Source organism: Mangrovactinospora gilvigrisea, assembly GCF_001879105.1.
Classification (GTDB): domain Bacteria; phylum Actinomycetota; class Actinomycetes; order Streptomycetales; family Streptomycetaceae; genus Mangrovactinospora; species Mangrovactinospora gilvigrisea.
The window spans coordinates 15,487-37,150 of sequence record NZ_MLCF01000081.1 but is presented as its reverse complement, the minus strand read 5'-3'; the positions used below and the strand labels follow the sequence as shown (position 1 = coordinate 37,150).

Below are 21,664 nucleotides of genomic sequence, written 5' to 3'. Positions count from 1 at the left end.
GACTTTCCGGTCCGGGGACTCGGGGGATATCTTGATATCGAGCAAACGCGAAGACGTGGACGGAGATCCCGTGACTGACCCCAGCATCATCTACACGCACACCGACGAGGCCCCGGCCCTGGCGACCTACTCGCTGCTGCCGGTCATCCGGGCCTACACGGGCGCCGCCGGCGTGGCCGTCGAGACCCGGGACATCTCCCTGGCCGGCCGCATCATCGCCGCCTTCCCCGAGCGCCTGCGCGAGGACCAGCGGATCAACGACGACCTTGCCGAGCTGGGCGAGCTCACCCAGGACCCGGCCGCCAACATCATCAAGCTGCCGAACATCTCCGCCTCCATCCCGCAGCTCAAGGCCGCCGTCGCCGAGCTCCGCGAGCAGGGCTACGACCTCCCGGACTACCCGGACGAGGCCCGCAACAACGACGAGCGGGAGATCCGCGCCCGCTACGACAAGATCAAGGGCTCGGCCGTCAACCCGGTGCTCCGCGAGGGCAACTCCGACCGCCGCGCCCCCGCCTCGGTGAAGAACTACGCCAGGAACCACCCGCACCGGATGGGCGCCTGGTCGGCCGACTCCAAGACCAACGTCGCCACCATGGGCGCCGACGACTTCCGCTCCACCGAGAAGTCCACCGTGATCGCCGAGGACGGCGCGCTGCGCATCAAGCTGGTCCGCGAGGACGGCGCCACCGAGATCCTGCGCGAGTCCGTACCGGTCAAGGCCGGCGAGGTCGTCGACGCCGCCGTGCTGCGCGCCGCCGCCCTCAACACCTTCCTCGCCGAGCAGGTGGCCCGCGCCAAGGCCGAGGGCGTGCTCTTCTCCGTGCACCTCAAGGCCACCATGATGAAGGTCTCCGACCCCATCGTCTTCGGCCACGTGGTCCGCGCCTTCTTCCCGAAGACCTTCGCGCGGCACGGCGCCGCGCTCGCCGCCGCCGGCCTCTCCCCGAACGACGGCCTCGGCTCGCTCTTCAAGGGCCTCGAGGGCCTCGCCGGCGGCGCCGAGATCAAGGCGTCCTTCGACGCCGAGCTCGCCGACGGCCCGGAGCTGGCCATGGTCGACTCCGACCGCGGCATCACCAACCTGCACGTCCCCTCGGACGTGATCGTGGACGCCTCCATGCCGGCCATGATCCGCACCTCCGGCCACATGTGGGGCCCGGACGGCGGCGAGCACGACACCCTCGCCGTCATCCCCGACTCCTCCTACTCCGGCGTCTACCAGGCCGTCGTCGAGGACTGCCGCGCCCACGGCGCCTACGACCCGGCCACCATGGGCGACGTCCCCAACGTCGGCCTGATGGCGCAGAAGGCCGAGGAGTACGGCAGCCACGACAAGACCTTCGAGATCCCGGCCGCCGGCACCGTCCAGGCCGTCGACGCCGACGGCACCGTGGTGCTGGAGCAGGAGGTCGCCCCCGGCGACATCTTCCGGATGTGCCAGACCAAGGACGCGGCCGTCCGCGACTGGGTCAAGCTCGCCGTCACCCGCGCCCGCGCCACCGGCAACCCGGCCGTCTTCTGGCTGGACGCCGACCGCGCCCACGACGCGCAGCTGATCAAGAAGGTCGAGCAGTACCTCGGCGACCACGACACCGACGGCCTGGACATCCGCGTCCTGGCGCCGGTCGAGGCGACGAAGCTCTCCCTGGAGCGCATCCGCCGCGGCGAGGACACCATCTCCGTCACCGGCAACGTGCTGCGCGACTACCTCACCGACCTCTTCCCGATCCTGGAGCTGGGCACCAGCGCCAAGATGCTGTCGGTGGTGCCGCTGATGGCCGGCGGCGGCCTCTTCGAGACCGGCGCGGGCGGCTCGGCCCCCAAGCACGTCCAGCAGCTCGTCAAGGAGAACTACCTGCGCTGGGACTCGCTCGGCGAGTTCTTCGCGCTGGTGCCGTCGCTGGAGCAGTACGCCGAGTTCACGGGCAACGGCCAGGCGAAGGTATTGGCCGACGCGCTCGACCGCGCCACCGCCACCTTCCTCGACAAGGACAAGTCGCCGACCCGCCGCGTCGGCGGCATCGACAACCGCGGCAGCCACTTCTACCTGGCCATGTACTGGGCCCAGGAGCTGGCCGCGCAGTCCGAGGACGCCGAGCTGGCCGCGGCCTTCGCGCCGCTCGCCAAGGCCCTGACGGACGGCGAGGAGACGATCGTCGCCGAACTCAACGGCGTCCAGGGCGAGCACGCCGAGCTGGGCGGCTACTTCCACCCGGACCCGGCCAAGGCCGACACGGTGATGCGCCCCTCCGCGACGCTCAACGCGGCGCTGGCGTCGATGGGCTGACGCCCCCTCCGCATCGCGCGGGTTGTGCACCGGGGCGGTCCGCCCCCCGTTCGGGCCGGGCCCCGGTGCACGCTCCGCGGGCGCCCCTGCGGACGCAGATGTGCGGGCCGCCCGTGGAGGAACTCCGGCAGGAGTACAGGGTTGACGGCCCGCACAGCAACCGACGCTAGGGGCCCGGGCGCGGCGCGCCGTTCCGTTTAGGCCTCCCTTAAGGGTGGCCTGACGTGTGCTTAAGGCCACGGTCGGACGTGAGGAACCGTTATTTCTGCCCGATTGTCCGACCGGAGCGCTACCGTGGCCCAATGGCAGTGGACGAGGGAACGTTCCCCTGGATCCGCCACCTCACCCCTGCCGCGGCCGCCCGCTTCAGCCAGGAGCTGGAGGACGCCCTGCGGCAGGTCGACGAGGCAGGCGAGGACGGCGGCGAGGCCGCCGAACAACTCACCATGCTGATCGAGCGCTGGTCCGCCCGCGCCCACCTGACGGTGGACGACGGCACCATCCCCACCCCCCGCTCCTCGGCGGCGTAGCGCCCCCGCACCCGTGAGGGTGCAGGGGCTTCGGGTGGGCGCACAAGGCACGGAGCGCGGCCTCAGCGTTCCCAGAGAGCGATCACCGAGCGGTCGTCGTCGTAGCCGCGCACCCGCACCTGCACCTGGTGCAGGAACTCCGCGAGCCCCGGCACCCGCGCCCACTGCGTCGCCAACCGCTCGGCGACACCCGGCACCGGCAGCAGCTCCGCCACCCCGTCCGTGCACGCGATCAGCACATCCCCGGACCGGGACGGCTCCACCCGCACCCGCGCCTGGTCCCACGCGCCCGGCAGCGCCACGGATCCGCCCGCGGAGTCGCCGAGTTCGATGGGCAGCCATTCGCCGTCCCGCAGCCGGACGAACGCCCCGCCGCCGACGGTGAACAGCAGCCGCGCCTCCGCCTCCCGGTCGACCGGGGCGACCACGCAGCGCAGCGCCGTCGCGCACTCCTCCACCGGCAGCTCCGCCTGCTGCGCCAGCTTCGCCAGCAGCACGTCCGTCCGACGGCAGATCTCCTGGGCGTAGTTGACGAGCCGCCGCACATCGTCCGGGAGTTCGCCGGGCGCGACCGCGCCGCCCCCGCCGTTGCCGCCCTCGGCGCCGTCCGCGGAGACCGCCCGCAGCAGCGCCAGCAGCTCCTCGTGGAAGCCGGCCACCGCCTCCACCACCGTGCTGCACGCGTAGTGGGCGCCGACGTGCGAGTACCCGGCCGTGCCGAGCCCGTCCGCCACCGCCATCACCAGCAGCGCGTCCTCGCCGTCGCCGATCCGGGCGAGCCGCACCGCGTCCTTGCGGGGACGGGCCGCGGCCCGCGCCGCGTCGCCGCGCAGGCTGACCGCCCGCACCAGCAGCCCGTCGTGCTCGGCGCCGTCCAACTCCGCGTCCGGGACGGCGAGATGGGGCAGCGCGTCGCTGTAGCGGGGGAGCGGGCCCGGCTCGGCCGGGCCGGGCGGCGGCACCGCGCCGATCACCTCCGGCGCGAAGGCGCCGCCGCGGCCGCTCGGCGGTGGTGGTGGTGCGGCCTCGGCCTGGGCCGCGGGAGCGGCGGCGGCCTGCGCCGGCACCCGCACCCGTTTCGACCCGACCAGGAAGGCGTACGCCGGCGACTCCCCGGGATCCCTCCCGGGATCCGGGAAGTCGAGGTCGAGCCCCGTGTCCAGGCCGGGATCGAGGGCCGCCTCATCGGCGTCCTCGACGATCTCGGCATCCTCGATCAACGGATCGGGCTGCCCCGGCCCCTGATTGCGCGCATCGTTCAACGCGGACTCCACCCCGGTATGACATCGGTCCGTCAATTATCAGCACGACAGGCCTGGTTGCCCGCAACTTCCCCCAATCGAACGACCCCGAAGCAGGCGGCCGCGCGCCACCGGCGAGATCACGCCGAGCGCAGCACCGTTTCCGCCTCGACCCAGCGCACGTAGTGCTCCGAGCCGGCGACCACGGGCATCGCCACCACCTCCGGTGTCTCGTAGGGATGCCCCTCGGCGAGGAAGTCGCGCAGCCGCGGCCACGCCTCCACGGCCGTCTTGAACATCACCCGCCACTCGGCCTCCTGCTGCAGCTCCCCCTCCCACCGGTAGACGCTCCGCACCGGCCCGTCGATCTGCGCGCAGGCCGCCGCCCGCCTCCGCACCGCCGCCTCGGCCAGCCGGGCCGCGTCCTGCTCGGACGCGACCGTCGTCAGCACCACGTAGAGCGCGGGCCCGCGCGTGTCATCGCTCACCATGCGGCCATCGTCGCAGCCCGGACCGCCGGGTACGGGCAGGGCGCCCGCACGGAAATGGGAGAATGCCTCCATGGCCACCGATCGTCCGCGCGTCCTCTCCGGCATTCAGCCCACCGCCGGCTCCTTCCACCTGGGCAACTACCTCGGCGCCATTCGCCAGTGGGTGGCGCTGCAGGAGACCCATGACGCCTTCTACTGCGTCGTCGACCTGCACGCCATCACCGTTCCCCAGGACCCGGCCGAGCTGCGCGCCAACAGCCGGCTCTCCGCGGCCCAGCTGCTCGCGGCCGGCCTCGACCCGGAGCGGTGCACGCTGTTCGTGCAGAGCCAGGTGCCCGAGCACGCCCAACTGGCGTGGGTGATGAACTGCCTCACCGGCTTCGGCGAGGCGGCCCGGATGACGCAGTTCAAGGACAAGTCGGCCAAGCAGGGCAGCGACCAGACCTCGGTCGGCCTCTTCACCTACCCGATCCTCCAGGTCGCCGACATCCTGCTCTACCAGGCCGACCAGGTGCCGGTGGGCGAGGACCAGCGGCAGCACCTGGAGCTCACCCGGGATCTGGCGCACCGCTTCAACACCCGCTTCGGCGACACCTTCACCATGCCGAACCCGTACATCCCCAAGGCGACCGCGAAGATCGTGGACCTTCAGGAGCCGACGGTGAAGATGTCCAAGTCGGCGTCGACGCCGAAGGGCATCGTCAGCCTCCTCGACGAGCCGAAGGCCAGCGCGAAGAAGGTCAAGAGCGCGGTGACGGACGCCGGATCGGTGATCGCCTTCGACGAGGCGAACCAGCCGGGCGTCTCCAACCTGCTGACGATCCTCTCCGCGCTCACCGACACCCCGGTCGAGGACCTGGTGCGCGGCTACGACGGCAAGCTCTACGGCGCGCTGAAGACCGATGTCGCCGACGCGCTGGTGGAGTTCGTCACCCCGTTCCGGGCCCGCACCCAGGAGCTGCTGGACGACCCCGAGACGCTGGACGCGATCCTCGCCAAGGGCGCGGAGAAGGCGCGGGCCGTCGCCTCCGAGACGCTGGCGCTCGCCTACGACCGGGTCGGCTTCCTCCCCGCCAAGCACTGACCCGCCCCCGCACCACCCGTCCCTCCGCCTTTTGCCGTCCCCCGCACCCGAGGAGGCGCTACGCGCGCGCCCGCTTCCGAGTCCGTCACCATCGGCGTGTCGATCGCCGTCCCCGAGCCCTACGGCTCGCAGCTGCAGGCTGTCCGGGACGGCTACGGCGACCCGCTGGCCCGGGCCATACCCACGCACATCACCCTGCTCGGGCCGACGGAGGTGCCCGCGGAGCGGCTCCCCGAGCTGGAGCCGCACCTGGCCGGGGTGGCCGCGGCGTTCGCGCCGTTCCCGATGCGGCTCTGCGGGACGAGCGGCTTCCGCCCGGTCTCGCCGGTGGTCTTCGTCGAGGTGGTGAAGGGCGCGGGGACGACGGATGCGCTGCAGGAGCGGGTCCGCACCGGGCTGCTGGCGGGGGAGCTGCGCTTCCCGTTCCATGCGCACGTCACCATCGGCCACGACCTGCCCGACGAGGTGCTGGAGCGGGCCGAGCGCGAACAGGCGGGGTTCGCCGCCGACTTCGAGGTCACCGAGTTCTGCCTCTATCTGCACGGCGCGGACGGGGTGTGGCGCCCGCAGTGGAAGTTCCCCCTCGGGGCGGCCAGGTGACGTCCGCCCCGGCGTGGCTCCCGCATGTGCGGGAGGACGTCGGGTAACCGTCAGTCATGGAGTGGCTCGCACGTCAGAGGTTCATCGGACCGTTCTTCCGGTGGTTGATGACCACACACGTCTGGCTCGCGTACAGCCGCTACTCGGACGCGATGGGCGATCGGCTCGCCGGATCGGTCACCTACTTCGGCTTCCTGTCGGTCTTCCCGCTCCTGGCGCTCTCCGGCGCCATCGGCAGCGCGCTGCTGACGAAGGGCCAGCTGGACGCGATCCAGGAGAAGCTCTCCGAGCAGATCCCCGGCATCGCCGACCAGCTCAACCTGCACGCGCTGTCGAACAACGCCGGGGCGGTGAGCGTCATCGGCCTGCTGGTGCTGCTCTACTCCGGGATAGGCGGTGTCGGGGTGACCCGGACCAGCGTCCGGACCATCTGGGAGGTGAAGGAGTCCACCGGAAACCCCTTCAAGCAGAAGGCGGTGGACCTGATCGCCCTGGTGGGCCTGCTGGTGCTGGGCGCGCTGACGCTGGGCGGCTCGGCGCTGACCTCGACGCTGGCCGGACGGGCGGCCCATGCGCTGGGCCTGGAGTCGACCGGGGTGGGGAAGACCGGGCTGCAGGTGCTGGCCGTGGCGATCGCCGTCGTCGCCGGCTTCATGCTCTTCGCCTACGCCCTCACCGGGCTCTCCGGGCTGCGCCCGCCGCGGCGGGCGATCCTCACCGGGGCGGCGATCGGCGCGATCGGCTTCGAGGCGCTGAAGCAGGCGATGTCCGGCTACCTCACCCACGTCGCCGGGAAGAGCATCTACGGGGCGTTCGGCACGCCGATCGCGCTGCTGGTGTGGATCGACTTCGCGGCGCGGCTGCTGCTGCTCTGCGCGGCCTGGATGGCGACGTCGGAGGGGGCGGGCCCGCAGTGCGACCTGTTCCGCGAGGACGGCGGCAAGGACGAGGACGCCGATCCCGAGCCCGATCCCGAGCCCGAGCCCGAGTCGACGCCGAAGCCCGAGGCCGGGCAGCCCGAGTCGACGCCGAAGCCCGGGGCCGGGCAGCCCGAGCGGAAGCCGGAGCCCGGGGCCTGAGTCAGAGCTTGCCGTGGCGCGACGCCCGCGGGCGCCGCCGCAGCACCACCAGCACGCCGCCGACCACCACCAGCACGCCCAGCGCCGCGAAGATTATCGGCATGGTCGCCCCGCCGCCGCCGCTGGAGTCCGCACTCGCCTGCTGCTTGGGGACGTCCCCGGAGTTGCCGGACCCGGCCGCCGAGCCGCCGGTGCGCGCCACGTTCAGCGTGCCGACCGGGGAGACCTTGCCGTCCGCGGCGAAGCCCCAGTCGAGCAGGGCGCGCGCCTCGCGGTAGACCTCGTCCAAGTGCGGGTAGTTCGGGTTCATCACCGTCACCAGCAGGGTGTGCCCGCCGCGCTGCGCGGCCACCGTCACCGTGTTGCCGGCGTTGGTGGTGTAGCCGTTCTTGACGCCGATGATCCCGGGGTAGTGCTGCACCCCGTCGATCCCGCTGAGCAGCCGGTTGGTGTTCTGGATGGCGAAGCTGTCGCGCTTGCCCTTCTTGCCGTCCTTGCCCTTCTTGTAGGCGCCGGGGAACTGGGTCTGGGCCGTGCCGCAGTAGGAGCGGAAGTCGGCGTTCTTCAGGCCCTGGCGCGCGAAGAGGGTGAGGTCGAAGGCGGAGGAGACCTGGCCGGGGGTGTCGTAGCCGTCCGGGCTCTTCACATGGGTGTCGTCCGCGCCCAGGGTGTGCGCCTTGGCCTGCATCTGCTGGACGGTGGCGCCGACGCCGCCGTTGAGGTGGGCCAGGACGTGCACCGCGTCGTTGCCGGAGCGCAGGAAGACGCCGTTCCACAGGTCGTGGACGGTGTAGCTGAGGCCGGGCTGGATGCCGACGGCGCTGCTGCCGTCGCCCATCCCCGCCAGGTCGGCGTTGGTGACCGTGACGGTCCGCGACTTGTCGAGCTTGGGCAGCACGGTGTCGGCGAAGAGCATCTTCAGGGTGCTGGCCGGCGGCAGGTTCCAGTGCGGGTTGGCCGCGGCGAGCACCTGGCCGGAGTCGGCGTCGGAGACCATCCAGGAGCGCCCGGAGAGCGGCTTGGGCAGTTTGGGGACGCCGGCCGCGGCGTTCACCTGGACGCCGGGCTTGGCGAGGCGGGCACCGCCCACTGCGGACATCTTCGCGGGCGGCTTGGGGACGGCGGGCGACGCGCTGCCGACGGCGTGCGCGGGGAGGGCCGCCGCGGAGAGGGCGACTGCTCCGGCGGCGGCGAGCGCGGCTCCGCGCAGTGCCCTGCGACGTGTCGACATGCGTTCTGTACCTGTCCTGACGTCCGATTTCCGCATGATCATATATATGGTCGGGATGTGCCGGATCATGCACCGCTCCCGAGGGAGGGACGTCCGAACGGGGAACGAAGGTTGCGCCGGTTGGCCGAGGCCGGCCCGCCCAGCGGAACGGTAGCCCGGTGCGGTGCCCGGCGTCTGCTCAGTGGCGCGAATTCACACCCTGGCCCGCCTGCTGTCGCTCCCGCGCCGCCCGCCGCGCAGCCAGTGCCGCGAGGCCGGGGTGAGAAGCAGCACCTCGGCGGCCACCACCAGGCCCGTCTCGACGGCCAGCCGGTCCGGCGTCACCGCCATGAAGAGCGACTGGAACACCAGCGCGGCCGCCACGGCGCCCGCGCCCCACAGCACCCAGGGACGGTTGCGCCGCACGTTGAGCCCGACGAGCCCGCCGATCAGCTGCGGGAGGCTCCAGGCCATCGCGTCCGAGATCAGGCCGGGGCCGGGGAAGGTGCCGCCGACCCCGAAGGTCGCGGCGATGCTGCGCAGCGCCACCGCGAGGAAGAGCACCGCACCGAAGGCGCCCACCAGCAGCAGCAGGGCCTGCGCGACGAGCGCGGTGCGCGGTATGCGCAGCCTGGCCTGCAGGCGGACCTGCAGCGCGTGGGGGAGGGAGCGGGCGGTCGCGTCCATGAAAGCCTCTCTCCGGGACGGACGGTGGTGCTGGTGGAGCAGGAGTTCTGCGACCGGGCCCCGCGCGGCTGCGGGTGGTGACTCGGCGGGGCCCGGCCACCCGGGAACACGCGTCCCGGTGCACGGGGGTTGCCTCCGCCGCGAAGAATTTTCTGTGCCGGCTCTGCACGCCCGCTCTGCATGACGTCCCGCGGCCGGGCTCGGCAACGCCGACAAGTGTCCGAAACTCGCTGTCGCCCGGCCGCCGCCAAGGTCAAGAGCGGACCAAGACCGGGCATATGACGCCACGTCACCCCGGCCGTGGCGGCGGCTGCGATCCCGGGTCAAGCGGCTCCGAAAACCTGACCGATTCCCTTTCGGAGGCCCCCGGAACGCTCACCCGTGAGAGGTACGCTTTGCCCATGTCGACCCGCCTCCGTCCGGCCGGTGAGGCCAGATGATAGAAGGGCGCTTCGCCCCCCGCTTCACGGCGGGCCCGCTCACGCTCCCGACGCTCGGGGGCCATCTCGTGCTGCGCCGCCCCACGGAGGCCGACCTGGACGCGGTGGTGGCCATCCATGGCAATCCGGCCACCAACGTCCACAACCCCGCCGGGCCGATGAAGGACGACGAGCAGGGCCGCGCGCTGCTGGAGGGCTGGCTCGTCGACTGGCGCGAGCGCGGCATCGGCTACTGGGCCGTCGACGCCGTCCTCCCCGAGGAGTGGGAGGGCGCCCGCACCCTCGGCTTCTCCGGCGTCCGCCACCTGCCCGCCGGCCCCACCCAGGTGCTCAACCTCTACTACCGCTACGCCCCCGCCGCCTGGGGCCGCGGCTGGGCCAGCGCCGTCGCCCGCCGCGCCCTCGACGCGGCCCGCGCCTACGACCCCGAGACGCCGGTCATCGCCCGGATGCAGCCCGGCAACCTGCCCTCCCGCCGGGTCGCCGAGAAGGCCGGGCTGCAGCCCGTCGGCTTCGACCTCGCCGGGCGGCCGGTGCTCGCCGACCGCCCCCTGCCGCGTAGCGTCGTCAAGGGCCTCCCGCTGGTCTGAGCCGCGGGCGCGCTACCAGCTGACGCCCGTGCCCAGCTTGAAGCCGGCCACCCCCGAGACGGGCAGCCGCCCCACCGGGCGCACCTCGCCGAAGACCACCCGGGCCAGCGCCCCCATCGCCACCCCGGACGTCGAGTACGTCGCCAGCAGCGCCGCCCGGCCGGTGCCCGCCTCCTCGGCGACCGCCCCCAGGTCGTACGGCACGTCCGCGGCCGCCACCACCAGCTTGCGCGCCGCCCCCGCCACCCGGCGCACCAGCTCCACCTGGGCGGCGTTCTCCTTCCGGTACGCCTTGCAGGTGAGCACCACCACCGCGTCGACGTCCCCCGCGGCGCGCACCGCGCCCTCCACCGCCTCCCGCGACGGGGCGGCGCCCACGCCCAGCACCCGGGCGTCCACGCCCCGCGCCCGCGCCTCCGCGGCCAGCTCCTCGGCGCCCGTCCCCGGGGCCGTGCCCACCGCGCCGGCGCCGTCCGCGGCACCCGCGCCCCCGCCCGTCCCCACCACCAGCAGCGAGGCCGGGCGGTCCCGGAGCGGCAGCAGCCCGTCCGGATTGCGCACCACCGTGGTGGTGCGGTCCGCGATGGACGCCGCCCGCGCCAGATGCGCCTCGGTGCCCACCGTCTGGCCGACCCGCGCCTCGTCCACCAGGGGCTCCTCTATGACGCCGCGCCGCGCCTTGAGCCGCAGCACCCGCTCCGCCGCCCGCTCCAGCACCGCGCGGTCCAGCTCGCCGCTGTGCACCGCGGCCAGCAGCGCCCGCTGCGCGGCGGCCAGATCAGCCGGCATCAGCAGCACATCGACGCCCGCCCGCAGCGCCAGCACCGGGATCCGGTCGTCGCCGTAGCCCTCCCGGACGCCCGCCATCCGCAGCGAGTCCGTCACCACCACGCCGGTGAAGCCCAGCCGGCCGCGCAGCACCCCGGTCAGCAGCGGACGCGACAGCGTCGCCGGCGTCCGCGACGGATCCAGCGCCGGCACCACCAGATGCCCCGTCATCACAGCGTCCACGCCCGCCTCGACGGCCGCCGCGAACGGCGGAGCGTCCAGCTCCGACCACTCCTTCGCCTCGTGCCCCACCACCGGCACGCCGGTGTGGCTGTCCACCGCGGTGTCGCCGTGCCCCGGGAAGTGCTTCACCGCCGCGGCGATGCCCGCGCCCCGCTGGTAGCCCTCCACCTGAGCGGCCGTCATGGCGGCGGCCAGCCGCGGGTCCGAGGAGAACGAGCGCACCCCGATCACCGGGTTCCCCGGGTTGGCGTTCACATCGGCGTCCGGGGCGAAGTCCCAGTTGACGCCCATGGCGCGCAGCTCCGTCCCGCCGATCGCGGCCGCCTCGCGGGCCAGGTCGGGCCGGCGCGAGGCGCCCAGCGCCATCGCCCCCGGGAACTGCGTCGCCGGCGGGCCGATCCGGGTGACCGCGCCGTACTCCTGATCGGTCGCCACCAGCAGCGGGACGCGCGCCCCCGAGCCCAGCGCCGCCCGCTGCAGACCGTTGGAGAGCCCGGCGATCTGCCGCGGGTCGCGCAGGCTGTCCGTCCAGCGGAAGTAGACGATCCCGCCGGGATGGAAGCGGCGGACCACCTCAGCCGGGGTGGAGACCCCGTACGCCTCCTCGTTGCGCTTGTCGGGCGCGTCCGCGGCCGGGCCGTAGACCGGCACCACGAACAGCTGGCCCACCAGCTCCTCCAGCGACATCCGGCGCACCTGACGGGCGGCCATGTCCTCCGGGCCGCGGGCGCCGGCGCCCCGGCCGTGCGGGACGGACATCATCGGAGCAAGCGTCGCCGCGGCGACGAGGGCCACGGCCCCGGTGCGAAGCGGAATCATGCCTCATCATCTCCCCAGAACAGCTCGCGTCGCGCCGTCCCGGCGCCCGAAAGGCTTGTCCTCGCCGAAGCAGGTCCTATCCCAGCAGGGCGGCCAACCACCGCTCGCGCCCCTCCTCCAGACGGTCCGTCATCCGCGCCCAGGCGTCGCCGTGCCCCTCCGCGTCCAGCCGCGCCCAGGGCTGGGCGCCGGTGCGCGCCCCCTCCCGCAGCACCTCGCGCATCGCCCCGGTGCGCACCGGCAGCAGCGCCGCGAGCGCCCGGCGGTCGTCCTCGCCGTCCAGCCGGTAGGCGTCGGCGAAGACCCGCAGCCGGCGCGCCGCGCGCTCCGGCGGGACGTCGCCGCCGTCCCACGCCTCCGCCATCGGGGCGAAGGAGTTGACCGCCCAGGCCAGGTCCCACAGCCGGGTGGCGGGCGCGGCGCCGTCCCAGTCGACGAACACCCAGCGCCCGTCGCCCCGTTGGCCGTCGTCGACCACCAGGTTCCAGGCCGCCAGGTCGTGGTGCGCCACGATCTCCGCGCCGCGGTCGCCCCACAGCGGGTCCCACACCGCGTCCGGCGGCGGGACGAACCCGCCCACCGCGTCGTGGAACTCCCGGATCAGCCGCGCCACCCGGGCCAGCCCGGCGTCCGAGGCCAGTACCCCGCCCGGGTCGGCCGGATACGGACACGTGCCGGGGACGAACTCCAGCACCTGGCGGCCCCGCTCGTCCCGCCCCAGCGGACGCGGCGCCCCGGCGAACCCGACCGCGTGCAGATGCGCCAGCAGCGCGTCCACCGCCGGGGTGTGCGGGCCCGCCGGGCGGCGCACGGTGTCCCCGACCCGGACCATACCGGCCGTCACATTGCCGCCCGCGAGCGGCACTTCCCGTCCCTCGTCCGTCACCCCAGGCACGGTACGCGAATCCCGGCGCTACGCCGACGGCAAAAACGGTGGCGCCCGCCGGAACGCCGGAGCCGAATGGTGGCCATGACCTCCACCGGAAGTCCCGCGCCCTACGACGAGATCGCCGACTGGTACGAGACCGAGTTCCTCGCCCGCCGCACCCGCATCGGCCTCGGCGCCGCCGACGGCGACCCCCTGGAGATCGACCGCGCCCTCGCCGAACTCCTCGGCACGCCGCCGTCGGACGGGGCCGCCTGCCTGGAGATCGGCTGCGGCACCGGCGTCCACGCGGAGCGCGTCCGCGCGCTGGGCTGGACGCCGATCGGCGTCGACCTCTCCGCCGGGATGCTGCGCCACTCCCGCGGCCGGCTGCCCGCGGCCCGGGCCGACGCCGCCCGGCTGCCGTTCGCCGACGGCTCGCTGCCCGCGGTGCTGGCTGCCATGGTCCACACCGACATGCCGGACTACCCGGCCGTCGTCCGGGAGGCGGCACGGGTGCTGCGGCCCGGCGGGCTCTTCGTCCACATCGGCGTCCACCCCTGCTTCTGCGGCGGGTTCGCGGACCGCGGCGACGCCGAGGCGGTGGTGATCCGCCCCGGCTACCGCGACGGCCACTGGACGACCGCCTCCTGGTCCGCCGACGGCGTCCGCGCGCGGGTCGGCGCCACCCACCTCCCGCTCCCCGCGCTGCTGGCCGCCCCGCTCGCCGCCGGCCTCGCCCTCACCGCCGCCACCGAAGGCGGCACCCCCACCCCGTCCATGCTCGCCTTCGCGGCAAGGCGGCAGAGCCGCGAGGCCCAATAAGACCCGCGTCCCGCCCGCGGCCCGCGTCCCGCCCTCCCCGGCGGGTGGCCGTGTGCGGCACCGGCCTCGCGGCCGTGGGGCCCGGCGGGCGGGCGTGAGTTACGGCCAGCAGCCCGTGTCCCGACCCGGCGGGTGGCCGTGTGCGGCTTCGGCCTCGTGGCCGTGAGGGCCCGGCGGGGTCCGCGGCTCCGGCGGGCGGGTGTGAGTGACGGCCAGCAGCCCGCGTCCCGGCCCGGCGGATGGCCGTCTGCGGCGTCGGCCTTGTGGCCGTGGGGCCCGGTGAGGTCTGCGGCTTCCGGCGCGCGGGCGCGCGTGATCGCGGCGGCCCGGCACCCGGCGCTACCCGCCGCGATCCTGTGCACCATGCCCGTCCCGCCCTGGCGGACGGCCGTGTGGGGCGTCGGCCTTGTGGCCGTGGGGTCCCGGCGGGGTCCGCGGTTCCGGCGCGTGGGCGTGGGTGGCGGCCGGCGGTCCGTGTCCGGCCCCTCCGGGTGGCCGTGTGCGGCTTCGGCCTCGTGGCCGTCGGGTCCGGTGAGGTTCGCGGTTCCGGCGTGCGGGTGTGGGTGGCGGCCGGCGGCCCGTGTCCGGCCCCGGCGGGTGGCCGTGTGCGGCGCCGGCCTTGTGGCCGTGGGGCCCGGCGGGGTCCGCGGCTCCGCCGCGCGGGCGTGGGTGACGGCCGGCGGCTCCGGCCTTGTGCCCGCGGGGTCTGGTGAGGCCCGCGGTTCCGGCGTGCGGGTGTGAGTGACCCCAAGCGGCCCGTGTCCCGCCCCGGCGGATGGCCGTCTGCGGCGCCGGCTCGGCCGCGCGTGGCCGCCGGCGGCCCGCCGCCCGGCGCTATCCGCCGCGATCCTGTGCACCATGCCCGTCCCGCCCCGGCGGACAGCCGTGGGCGGCGCCGGCCTTGTGGCCGTGGGGCCCTGCGGGGATCGCGGTTCCGGCGGGCGGGCGGGTGTGGGTGGCGGCCAGCGGCCCGTGTCCCGACCCGGCGGGTGGCCGTCTGCGGCGCCGGCTCGGTCGCGCGTGGCCGCCGGCGGCCCGCCGCCCGGCGCCCCCCGCCGCGATCCTGTGCACCGTGCCCGTCCCGGCCCGGGGGACGGCCGTGTGCGGCGTCGGCCTTGTGGCCGTGGGGTCCGGTGGGGTTCGCGGCGGGCGGGTGTGCGTGGCCACCGACCGGTTGGGATCCTGTGGCGCACGCCCCCTACCGCAACCCACCGCCCGCCGCGAAGCTGTGCACCATGCGCATAGCCGTCTGCGGCACCGGCATCCTGGGCGCGGCCCTCGCCGCGCGCCTCGCCGGACGCGCCGCCGTCACCCTCCTCGACGCCGCCCCGCGCCCCGGCACCGCCGCCACCCGCGGCAGCTTCGCCTGGACCAACTCCAACGACAAGGGCCCCCGCGCCTACCACGACCTCAACACGGCCGGGATGCGTGCCTGGCGCGCCCTCGCGCCGCAGCTCGGCGGCGCCGCCTGGTACCGGCCGGTCGGCAACCTGGAGTGGGCCGGGGACGCCGACGCCCGCGCCGCGCTCTACGCCCGCGTGCAGCGCCTGCGCTCCTGGGGCTACGCCGCCCGCCTCGTCGGCCGCCGCGAGGCGCTCGGCATCGAGCCGTCGCTGAGCCTGCCGGAGGACGTCACCGAGGCCGCCTGGTTCCCGGAGGAGGGCTACCTCCTCACCGGCCCCCTGATGGAGCGTCTGCTCGCCCGCGCCGCCTCGCACGGCGCCCGGCTCCGGCTCGGCGCCGAGGGCGCCGTCCGCGCGGTCGAGGAGACCGCCCAGGGGGTCGCCGTCGGCACCGCCGCCGGCGAGCCCGTCGCCGCCGACCTCGCCGTGCTCTGCGCCGGCACCGGGACGCCCGCCCTCGCCGGCATCCCGTTCCTGCTGCCGGAGGCCGAGTCCGCCGCGCTCACCGTCACCGCCGGGCCGGCCGCCGGCCCGCTCGGGCGGGTCGTCCACGCCCCGGGGATCAGCCTCCGCCCGGCCGCCGGCCGCGATGTCCACCTGGAGGACGGGGACGCCGCCGACCGCCCCGACGAGCACGCCGCCGCGCTGCTGGCGCGCGCCCGCCGGATCCTCCCCGAGCTGGAGAAGGCCGAGGTCCGCGGGCACGCGGTCTGCGTCCGCCCGCTGCCCGTCGACGGCCACCCGGTCGTCGGCCCGCTGCCCGGCGCGCCGCGCCGCTACGCCCTGGTCACCCACAGCGGCGTCACGCTCGGCGCCCGGCTCGCCGAGCTCGCCGCCCGGGAGATCCTCAGCGGCGATCCGTCCCCCGAGCTGGCGCCGTACCGGCCGGACCGCTTCCGGGCGCCCCGGGACCGGAGCGCGCCGCCCCGGCCGAGCTCCGCACCGTGACGCCGGGCCGCCGCGGGATCCACTTGGCGAAGACCCCGGCGCCCGCCATCCCCATGCCGGCCATCACCACCAGCCCCGCGCCCAGCGAGGCGGCCGCGGTCACCGCCGAGACCATCAGCGGGCCGACCGCCGAGCCCCCGTCCGCGGCCAGCCGCCACGCTCCCAGGAACGTCGTCCGCCCCCGCTCGGGCGCCGCGTCCGCGCCGAGCGTCAGCACGATGCCCGAGCCGATGCCGTTGCCGAAGCCCAGCGCCATCGACACCGCCAGCAGCGAGGCGAAGCCGGACGCCAGCAGCAGCGCGGCATGCCCCAGCGCCAGGATCACCATGCAGGGCACCGCGACGAAGGCCCGCCCCAGCCGGTCCATCACCTTCCCCGCGGGATAGAAGAGCAGCATCTCCAGGCCCGAGGAGAAGCCGAAGACCAGCGACGTCTGCCGGGCGTCCAGCCCGATGTGCGCCGCCCACAGCGGGACGGCGGCGACCCGGGTGGCCCGCACCGCGCCGATCAGCAGCACCCCGGTGCCCAGAGTGGCGAAGACCCGCCGGTGGTCGGCGAGCACCTGCCGCAGCGAGACCCGGGGCGCGGCCGGCGCGTCGGGGCGGGACCCGCTCCCCTTCTCGACGTCCCGCAGCAGCAGCACCGACGCGCCGGCCAGCAGCGCCACCACCAGGTGCACCCAGAACGCGGCCCGCAGCCCGCCGAACCCCATCACCAGCGCGGCGAGGAACGGCCCGACGAAGAGCCCGACCCGGCTCGCCCCGCCCAGCAGCGACATCGCCCGCGCCCGGTGCGACATCGGGACCGAGGTGGCCAGAAAGGCGTGCCGGGCCAGCCCGAACGCCGAGGTGGCCAGCCCTTCGCAGAAGACGGCCGCGCCCAGCTGCCAGACCTGCCCGGCGAGCAGGCAGCCCACCATCGACAGCGCGGTCAGCAGCACCGACCCCAGCATCACCCGCCGCTCGCCGAAGCGGCCGGCCAGCACCCCGGCCGGCACGTCCCCGCAGATGCTGCCGACCCCGATCAGCGCGAAGACCAGCCCCGCGGTCGCGGTGTCCGCGCCCAGCCGGTGCGCGGCGAGCACCACCACCGGCGCCGTCGCCCCCTCGCCGATGCCGAAGAGCACCGTCGGCAGATAGACCGGCGCCGCCAGTCCGCGCAGTCGGAACCCGGTGCCCGGCCTTATGGCACTCCCGCCGTCGTGATCACCCATGCCCGCAGTCTCCCCGCAACTGCCCGGCCGGTGTTAGGTTTTCGGTCGACCGAAGATCGACAATGAAGGGGACGGGGCCCGGTGGCAGCCGACCGAGACGACCAGACCGACATCCGCACAGCCGCGTCCGTCCGGGCCGCGCTCGGCCTGGAGGGCGAGCACCTCGCCCTCTGGACGGACCGCCTCGCCGCGATCCCCGAGCCCGTGGCGCCCGCCGAACTGCCCGCAGGGCCCGAGCTGGAGACGCTGCTGGAGCGGCTGGGCGTCCCCGAGATCGACCGCCCCGAGATCGCGGCGCTGCGCCGCGAGGTCACCGCGCCGGGCAGCCCGCTGCGCTGGCTGCTGGACCGCGCCGCGGCCGAGGTGATCGCCGACCGCGGCCGGCTCAACTACGACCCGGTGCCGGACCTGCCGCTCGAACTGGGCGCCGCGGGCCGCTACTTCCACGCGTTCGTCTTCCTCGCCGCGGTGCCGTCCGTGCGGGCGTACCACGCCGAGCTGGGCGTCGGCGACGAGGTCTCCTGGTCGAGCCTCGCCGACCTGGGCAACAAGGTCGACGTCTACCGGCGGACGTTCGGGGTGGGCGGCTTCGACAAGCAGGTGTGGATGAACCTGCCGTTCCGCGGGGTGCTGTACCGGCTGGGCCGGCTGCAGTTCAACCTCGGCAGCCACCCGGACGGCGAGCCGGGGCTGGGCGTCCACATCCCCGAGGGCGGCGCGATGGACCCGGAGTCCTGCGACGCGTCCTTCGCCCGGTCGGCGGGCTTCTTCCAGCAGTTCTTCCCGGAGTACTTCCGCGGCGAGGGCAAGGACGGGATCCGGGTGAGCTGCCACTCCTGGCTGCTCGACCCGCAGCTGGCGGAGTACCTCCCGGAGCAGAGCAACATCCTCCGCTTCCAGCGGCGCTTCTCCCGCCCGGAGAGCGAGCCGTGGCGGCAGCACGAGCCGGACGAGAAGGGCCTGACGCAGGGCGACCGCGGCATCGTCGAGTTCGTCTTCCGCCGCATGGTGACCACCCCCGAGGAGATCGCCGCCCTCCCCGCGCACTCCCGCCTGGAGCGCGCGGTGCTGGCCCACCTCGCCGACGGGAAGCACTGGCAGGGCGGCCACGGCTACGTGATGGTCGGCAACGGGTCCACCGCCCGCTGACCCCACCGCCCGCTGACCCCAGGGGCCGCCGCGGCCCGGCGGCGCGCCTCAACCCGCGCCGCGCGGCCCCGTCGACTCCCGCACCACCAGCTCCGCGGGGAGCCGCACGGACCGGCCGCGCGCGCCCTCCCGCAGCGACAGCAGCAGCTCCACCGCCGAGCGCCCCGCGTCGCCGATGCGGCCGGTGATGGACGTCAGCCGCGGCCGGCACTCCAGCGCCTGCATGTCGTCGCAGCCGACCACGCTGATCCGCCCCGGGACGGCGACGCCCGCGTCGCCCAGCCCCGTCAGCACGCCCGCGGCGATCGCGTCGTCGAAGGCGACGACCGCCGTCGCCCCCGAGGCGAGCAGCTCCGGCACCGCCTCCACCCCGCCCGCATGGCCGCCCTTGGCCTGCTCCCACTCCGGCAGCACCACCGCCTCGATGCCGAGCTCCGCGCACCGCTCCCGGACGGCCCGCCGCCGCTCCCCGTCCGACCAGGCCTTTCCGGGGCCGGGCAGATAGGCGACGCGCCGGTGCCCGCCGTCCGCCAGCAGGTCGACCGCCGCCCGCACCGCCGCCGCGGTGTCGACCACCACCGAGGGGATGCCCGGCACCCGCCGGTTCACCAGCACCACCGGACGGTCCGCGGCCATCGCCTTCAGCCGCGCCGAGGTGGTCCGCGGCGAGCAGAGGATCACCCCGCCGACCTGCGGCCCGAACTGCCGCACCGCATCCGCCTCGGTCTCCGCCGCGCCGTCCGTCCCGGCGATCAGCACGCCCTGCCCGGCCTCCCGGGCCCGCGCCTGCGCCGCCTTGACCAGTTCCGCGAAGAACCGGCTGGCGAGGTTGGGCACGATCAGCCCGACGTTCGCCGCGGTCCCGGTGATCAGGCCCCGGGCGAGCGGGTTGGGGACGTACCCGACCTCCTGCGCGATCGCTGTGACGCGCGCCACTGTCTGCGGCGCCAGCAGGTGGGGATGCGAGAAGGCACGGGACACCGTTGACACGGACACGCCCGCACGTTCCGCCACATGCCGCAGAGTCGCTGCCATTGACCTTGAACTCCCCAGGAGACCCGTCACCGACCACAGATTCCGGGCCCCGACCCACCAGGGTCAAGTGCCCGGCCGAAAGGGACCTGCTCCCCGACGAGCAGGGACGGAGTGCCCGAGTGCCAAGCCCGCTCCATCGGGTACCTGTCTGGTGAACGAAAGATCGACGCAGATCGTTGGAGAAAACAGCGGCACACGCGCAGCAACCGGAGACGCGGTTGCCGCGTCTCGCTCTACAGGGGGTGCTGTGTGAGGGACCGCAGGGTACCGCACCAAGAGAAAAAAGTGGTCCACCGCGGGAATCTTCTCCACAACGGTTTCGTTGGCACTAGTGACGGACTTCGGACGGAGTGCGCCGCTTGGATCGGATCCGGGCGGTCCGCGCGCAATGTCCGGACCCGCACCACCTTTCTTACTACTAGCAAGGGAGCATGCATGCCTACCCGTGCCGTCGCTCGACAGGGAACCCCCGCCTCCGTCACGCGCGGCTCTGGCAAGCGCACAACCGGTGGTGAGCTGGACCGCGACCTGGTCGGGATGTACCTCGACGAGATCGCCCGCACCCCCCTGCTCGACGCCGAGAAGGAGGTCGAGCTCTCCAAGGCCATAGAGGCCGGCGTCTTCGCCCAGAAGCTGCTGGAGAGCGGCGAGAGCGTCGAGGCCGAGGGCGAGACGATTCCCGAGGACGAGCTGCGCCGCGTCGCCGAGGCCGGCGAGCGCGCGAAGGACCTCTTCATCCGCTCCAACCTGCGCCTGGTGGTGGCGGTCGCCCGCCGCTACCCGCGCAGCGGCCTGCCGCTGCTGGACCTCATCCAGGAGGGCAACGCCGGCCTGGTGCGCGCCGTGGAGAAGTTCGACTACACCAAGGGCTTCAAGTTCTCCACGTACGCGACGTGGTGGATCCGGCAGGCCATCACCCGTTCCATCGCCGACCAGTCGCGCACCATCCGGCTCCCCGTCCACCTGGTGGAGGAGCTGGGCCGGGTGCGCCGCGTGCAGCGCGAGCTCAACAGGAAGCTGGGCCGCGACCCGGAGCCCGAGGAGATCGCCGTCGAGCTCGACTCCACCCCGGAGCGGGTCCGCGACGTCCTCGACTGGGCCCGCGACCCGGTGAGCCTCAACATGTCCGTCGACGACGAGGGCGAGACCCAGTTCGGCGACCTGGTGGAGGACACCGGCGCCGACTCCCCGGAGGACGCGGTGCTGGTGATGCTGCGCCGCGAGGAGCTGGGCAAGCTGGTCGACCGGCTCGACCCGCGGACGTCCTCCATCATCCGCACCCGCTACGGGCTGGACGACGGCAAGGAGCGGACGCTCACCGAGGTGGGCCGCCAGCACGGGCTGACCCGTGAGCGGATCCGCCAGATCGAGCGGCACGCGCTGGCCGAGCTGAAGCGGCTCGCCGCCTCGTCCGGCTTCGAGGCCGCGTGATGGCCCCTGACGGGAAGCCCGGTCAGCGGATCGACTTCGACGATCCGCTGACCGCGGTCTCGCGGGACGACAGCGACGAGGGCTGGGGCGGGCGCGACTCCGCGTCCGCCGGGCAGCGCGGCGAGGACGACCTCGCCCGCTTCCTCAGCGAGAAGCCGCCCCACCACGTCGACTAGCCGGCCGGCTGCCTCAGTTGCTGCCGCCGCGCTGGGTGACCAGCGCGTCCCGGATCTCCTCCAGCACCGCCAGCTCGGTGGGCTGCGGCGGGACGTCGTTGATGCCGAGCCGCTTGTTGCGCTTGTCGTTGAGGTGGTTCATGGGCAGCACCATCAGGAAGTAGACGACAGCCGCCGTCAGCACGAAGGTGATGGCCGCGCCGACGACCGACCCCCAGTGCAGCTGGACGCCGCCCCCGGAGGCGGTGCAGGCCTTGATGCAGGTCGACATGGAGTCGAGGCTCTGGGTGCCGAAGAGGCCCACCACCGGGTTGATGATGCCGGTGACGAACGCGTTGACGATCTTGGTGAACGCGGCGCCGATGACGACGGCGACGGCCAGATCGACCACGTTGCCGCGCATCAGGAACGCTTTGAAGCCCTTCACGGTTGGGGTGCCCCTCGTGTCTCTCGTGTGGTGACGTTGGATTGACGGAACGTCACGCTAAAGGTGCCGAGGGGCGGTGTCGGGCAGGCTCCGGGCCAGGTCGCCCCAACAGGTGACCGC

At 74.3% G+C, this 21,664-nt stretch carries 20 protein-coding genes; 11 read left to right on the top strand and 9 right to left on the bottom strand.

The window, feature by feature from the left end:
• Nucleotides 1–70 precede the first annotated feature (70 nt).
• On the top strand, nucleotides 71–2,290 hold the full coding sequence (locus tag BIV57_RS15360) for an NADP-dependent isocitrate dehydrogenase (protein ID WP_071657371.1): 2,220 nt from the start codon (nucleotides 71–73) through the stop codon (nucleotides 2,288–2,290).
• A gap of 302 nt (nucleotides 2,291–2,592) precedes the next feature.
• Complete coding sequence (locus BIV57_RS15355) at nucleotides 2,593–2,820, top strand: hypothetical protein (RefSeq protein WP_139275685.1); 228 nt, start codon at nucleotides 2,593–2,595, stop codon at nucleotides 2,818–2,820.
• A gap of 62 nt (nucleotides 2,821–2,882) precedes the next feature.
• Here the strand turns inward: BIV57_RS15355 and BIV57_RS26470 are convergent, their stop codons facing one another.
• The gene (locus BIV57_RS26470; protein ID WP_139275683.1) at nucleotides 2,883–4,082 is read right to left on the bottom strand and encodes a protein phosphatase 2C domain-containing protein; all 1,200 of its coding nucleotides are present in this window, start codon (nucleotides 4,080–4,082) and stop codon (nucleotides 2,883–2,885) included.
• Nucleotides 4,083–4,201: 119 nt separating this feature from the next.
• Nucleotides 4,202–4,552 (bottom strand): divalent-cation tolerance protein CutA, encoded by a 351-nt coding sequence (gene cutA, locus BIV57_RS15345; protein WP_071657368.1) that lies wholly within the window; start codon nucleotides 4,550–4,552, stop codon nucleotides 4,202–4,204.
• 70 nt (nucleotides 4,553–4,622) lie between these two features.
• Here cutA and trpS point away from each other — a divergent pair, with 70 nt between their 5' ends.
• The 3 genes from trpS (at nucleotide 4,623) to BIV57_RS15330 (ending at nucleotide 7,315) form a co-directional block, all read left to right on the top strand.
• Complete coding sequence (trpS, locus tag BIV57_RS15340) at nucleotides 4,623–5,636, top strand: tryptophan--tRNA ligase (RefSeq protein WP_071657367.1); 1,014 nt, start codon at nucleotides 4,623–4,625, stop codon at nucleotides 5,634–5,636.
• 96 nt (nucleotides 5,637–5,732) lie between these two features.
• Nucleotides 5,733–6,236 (top strand): 2'-5' RNA ligase family protein, encoded by a 504-nt coding sequence (locus BIV57_RS15335; RefSeq protein ID WP_245797692.1) that lies wholly within the window; start codon nucleotides 5,733–5,735, stop codon nucleotides 6,234–6,236.
• Nucleotides 6,237–6,343: 107 nt separating this feature from the next.
• Nucleotides 6,344–7,315 carry a YihY/virulence factor BrkB family protein gene (locus tag BIV57_RS15330; protein ID WP_175548766.1) on the top strand — a complete coding sequence of 324 codons (972 nt, stop codon included), beginning with the start codon at nucleotides 6,344–6,346 and terminating at the stop codon, nucleotides 7,313–7,315.
• 1 nt (nucleotide 7,316) lies between these two features.
• Here the strand turns inward: BIV57_RS15330 and BIV57_RS15325 are convergent, their stop codons facing one another.
• Together BIV57_RS15325 and BIV57_RS15320 are read right to left on the bottom strand one after the other, a co-directional pair.
• Nucleotides 7,317–8,546: a D-alanyl-D-alanine carboxypeptidase family protein gene (locus BIV57_RS15325; RefSeq protein WP_071657364.1), complete on the bottom strand. Its 1,230-nt coding sequence runs from the start codon at nucleotides 8,544–8,546 to the stop codon at nucleotides 7,317–7,319.
• A 192-nt stretch (nucleotides 8,547–8,738) separates the two neighbouring features.
• The gene (locus tag BIV57_RS15320) at nucleotides 8,739–9,212 is read right to left on the bottom strand and encodes a hypothetical protein (RefSeq protein WP_071657363.1); all 474 of its coding nucleotides are present in this window, start codon (nucleotides 9,210–9,212) and stop codon (nucleotides 8,739–8,741) included.
• A 436-nt stretch (nucleotides 9,213–9,648) separates the two neighbouring features.
• Here BIV57_RS15320 and BIV57_RS15315 point away from each other — a divergent pair, with 436 nt between their 5' ends.
• The gene (locus BIV57_RS15315) at nucleotides 9,649–10,242 is read left to right on the top strand and encodes a GNAT family N-acetyltransferase (RefSeq protein WP_071657362.1); all 594 of its coding nucleotides are present in this window, start codon (nucleotides 9,649–9,651) and stop codon (nucleotides 10,240–10,242) included.
• Between the two features lie 12 nt (nucleotides 10,243–10,254).
• On the opposite strand, the gene BIV57_RS15310 is transcribed toward BIV57_RS15315, so the two are convergent.
• Both BIV57_RS15310 and BIV57_RS15305 read right to left on the bottom strand, forming a co-directional pair.
• Nucleotides 10,255–12,072: a glycoside hydrolase family 3 protein gene (locus tag BIV57_RS15310; RefSeq protein WP_071657361.1), complete on the bottom strand. Its 1,818-nt coding sequence runs from the start codon at nucleotides 12,070–12,072 to the stop codon at nucleotides 10,255–10,257.
• 76 nt (nucleotides 12,073–12,148) lie between these two features.
• Nucleotides 12,149–12,958, bottom strand: coding sequence for an aminoglycoside phosphotransferase/kinase family protein (locus tag BIV57_RS15305; RefSeq protein ID WP_245797691.1), 810 nt, complete (start codon nucleotides 12,956–12,958; stop codon nucleotides 12,149–12,151).
• Between the two features lie 84 nt (nucleotides 12,959–13,042).
• On the opposite strand from BIV57_RS15305, the gene BIV57_RS15300 reads away from it, so the two are divergent.
• Complete coding sequence (locus BIV57_RS15300) at nucleotides 13,043–13,762, top strand: class I SAM-dependent methyltransferase (protein ID WP_071657383.1); 720 nt, start codon at nucleotides 13,043–13,045, stop codon at nucleotides 13,760–13,762.
• A 1,235-nt stretch (nucleotides 13,763–14,997) separates the two neighbouring features.
• Entirely contained in the window at nucleotides 14,998–16,113 is a 1,116-nt protein-coding gene (locus tag BIV57_RS15295) for an NAD(P)/FAD-dependent oxidoreductase (protein ID WP_071657382.1), read from the top strand.
• Here the strand turns inward: BIV57_RS15295 and BIV57_RS15290 are convergent.
• Nucleotides 16,013–17,326: an MFS transporter gene (locus tag BIV57_RS15290; protein ID WP_071657360.1), complete on the bottom strand. Its 1,314-nt coding sequence runs from the start codon at nucleotides 17,324–17,326 to the stop codon at nucleotides 16,013–16,015. The genes BIV57_RS15295 and BIV57_RS15290 overlap by 101 nt on opposite strands.
• An 81-nt stretch (nucleotides 17,327–17,407) precedes the next feature.
• Between BIV57_RS15290 and BIV57_RS15285 the strand changes: the two genes are divergently transcribed.
• Entirely contained in the window at nucleotides 17,408–18,475 is a 1,068-nt protein-coding gene (locus tag BIV57_RS15285) for an acyltransferase domain-containing protein (RefSeq protein ID WP_071657359.1), read from the top strand.
• 48 nt (nucleotides 18,476–18,523) lie between these two features.
• Here BIV57_RS15285 and BIV57_RS15280 read toward each other — a convergent pair whose 3' ends face one another.
• Nucleotides 18,524–19,510, bottom strand: coding sequence for a LacI family DNA-binding transcriptional regulator (locus tag BIV57_RS15280; protein WP_071657358.1), 987 nt, complete (start codon nucleotides 19,508–19,510; stop codon nucleotides 18,524–18,526).
• A 435-nt stretch (nucleotides 19,511–19,945) separates the two neighbouring features.
• Between BIV57_RS15280 and BIV57_RS15275 the strand changes: the two genes are divergently transcribed.
• Together BIV57_RS15275 and BIV57_RS25215 are read left to right on the top strand one after the other, a co-directional pair.
• On the top strand, nucleotides 19,946–20,941 hold the full coding sequence (locus tag BIV57_RS15275) for a sigma-70 family RNA polymerase sigma factor (RefSeq protein WP_071657357.1): 996 nt from the start codon (nucleotides 19,946–19,948) through the stop codon (nucleotides 20,939–20,941).
• Nucleotides 20,941–21,117 (top strand): hypothetical protein, encoded by a 177-nt coding sequence (locus tag BIV57_RS25215; RefSeq protein ID WP_175548765.1) that lies wholly within the window; start codon nucleotides 20,941–20,943, stop codon nucleotides 21,115–21,117. Before BIV57_RS15275 ends, BIV57_RS25215 begins: the two co-directional genes overlap by 1 nt.
• 13 nt (nucleotides 21,118–21,130) lie before the next feature.
• On the opposite strand, the gene mscL is transcribed toward BIV57_RS25215, so the two are convergent.
• Nucleotides 21,131–21,520: a large conductance mechanosensitive channel protein MscL gene (gene mscL, locus BIV57_RS15270; RefSeq protein WP_071657381.1), complete on the bottom strand. Its 390-nt coding sequence runs from the start codon at nucleotides 21,518–21,520 to the stop codon at nucleotides 21,131–21,133.
• Between the last annotated feature and the right edge of the window lie 144 nt (nucleotides 21,521–21,664).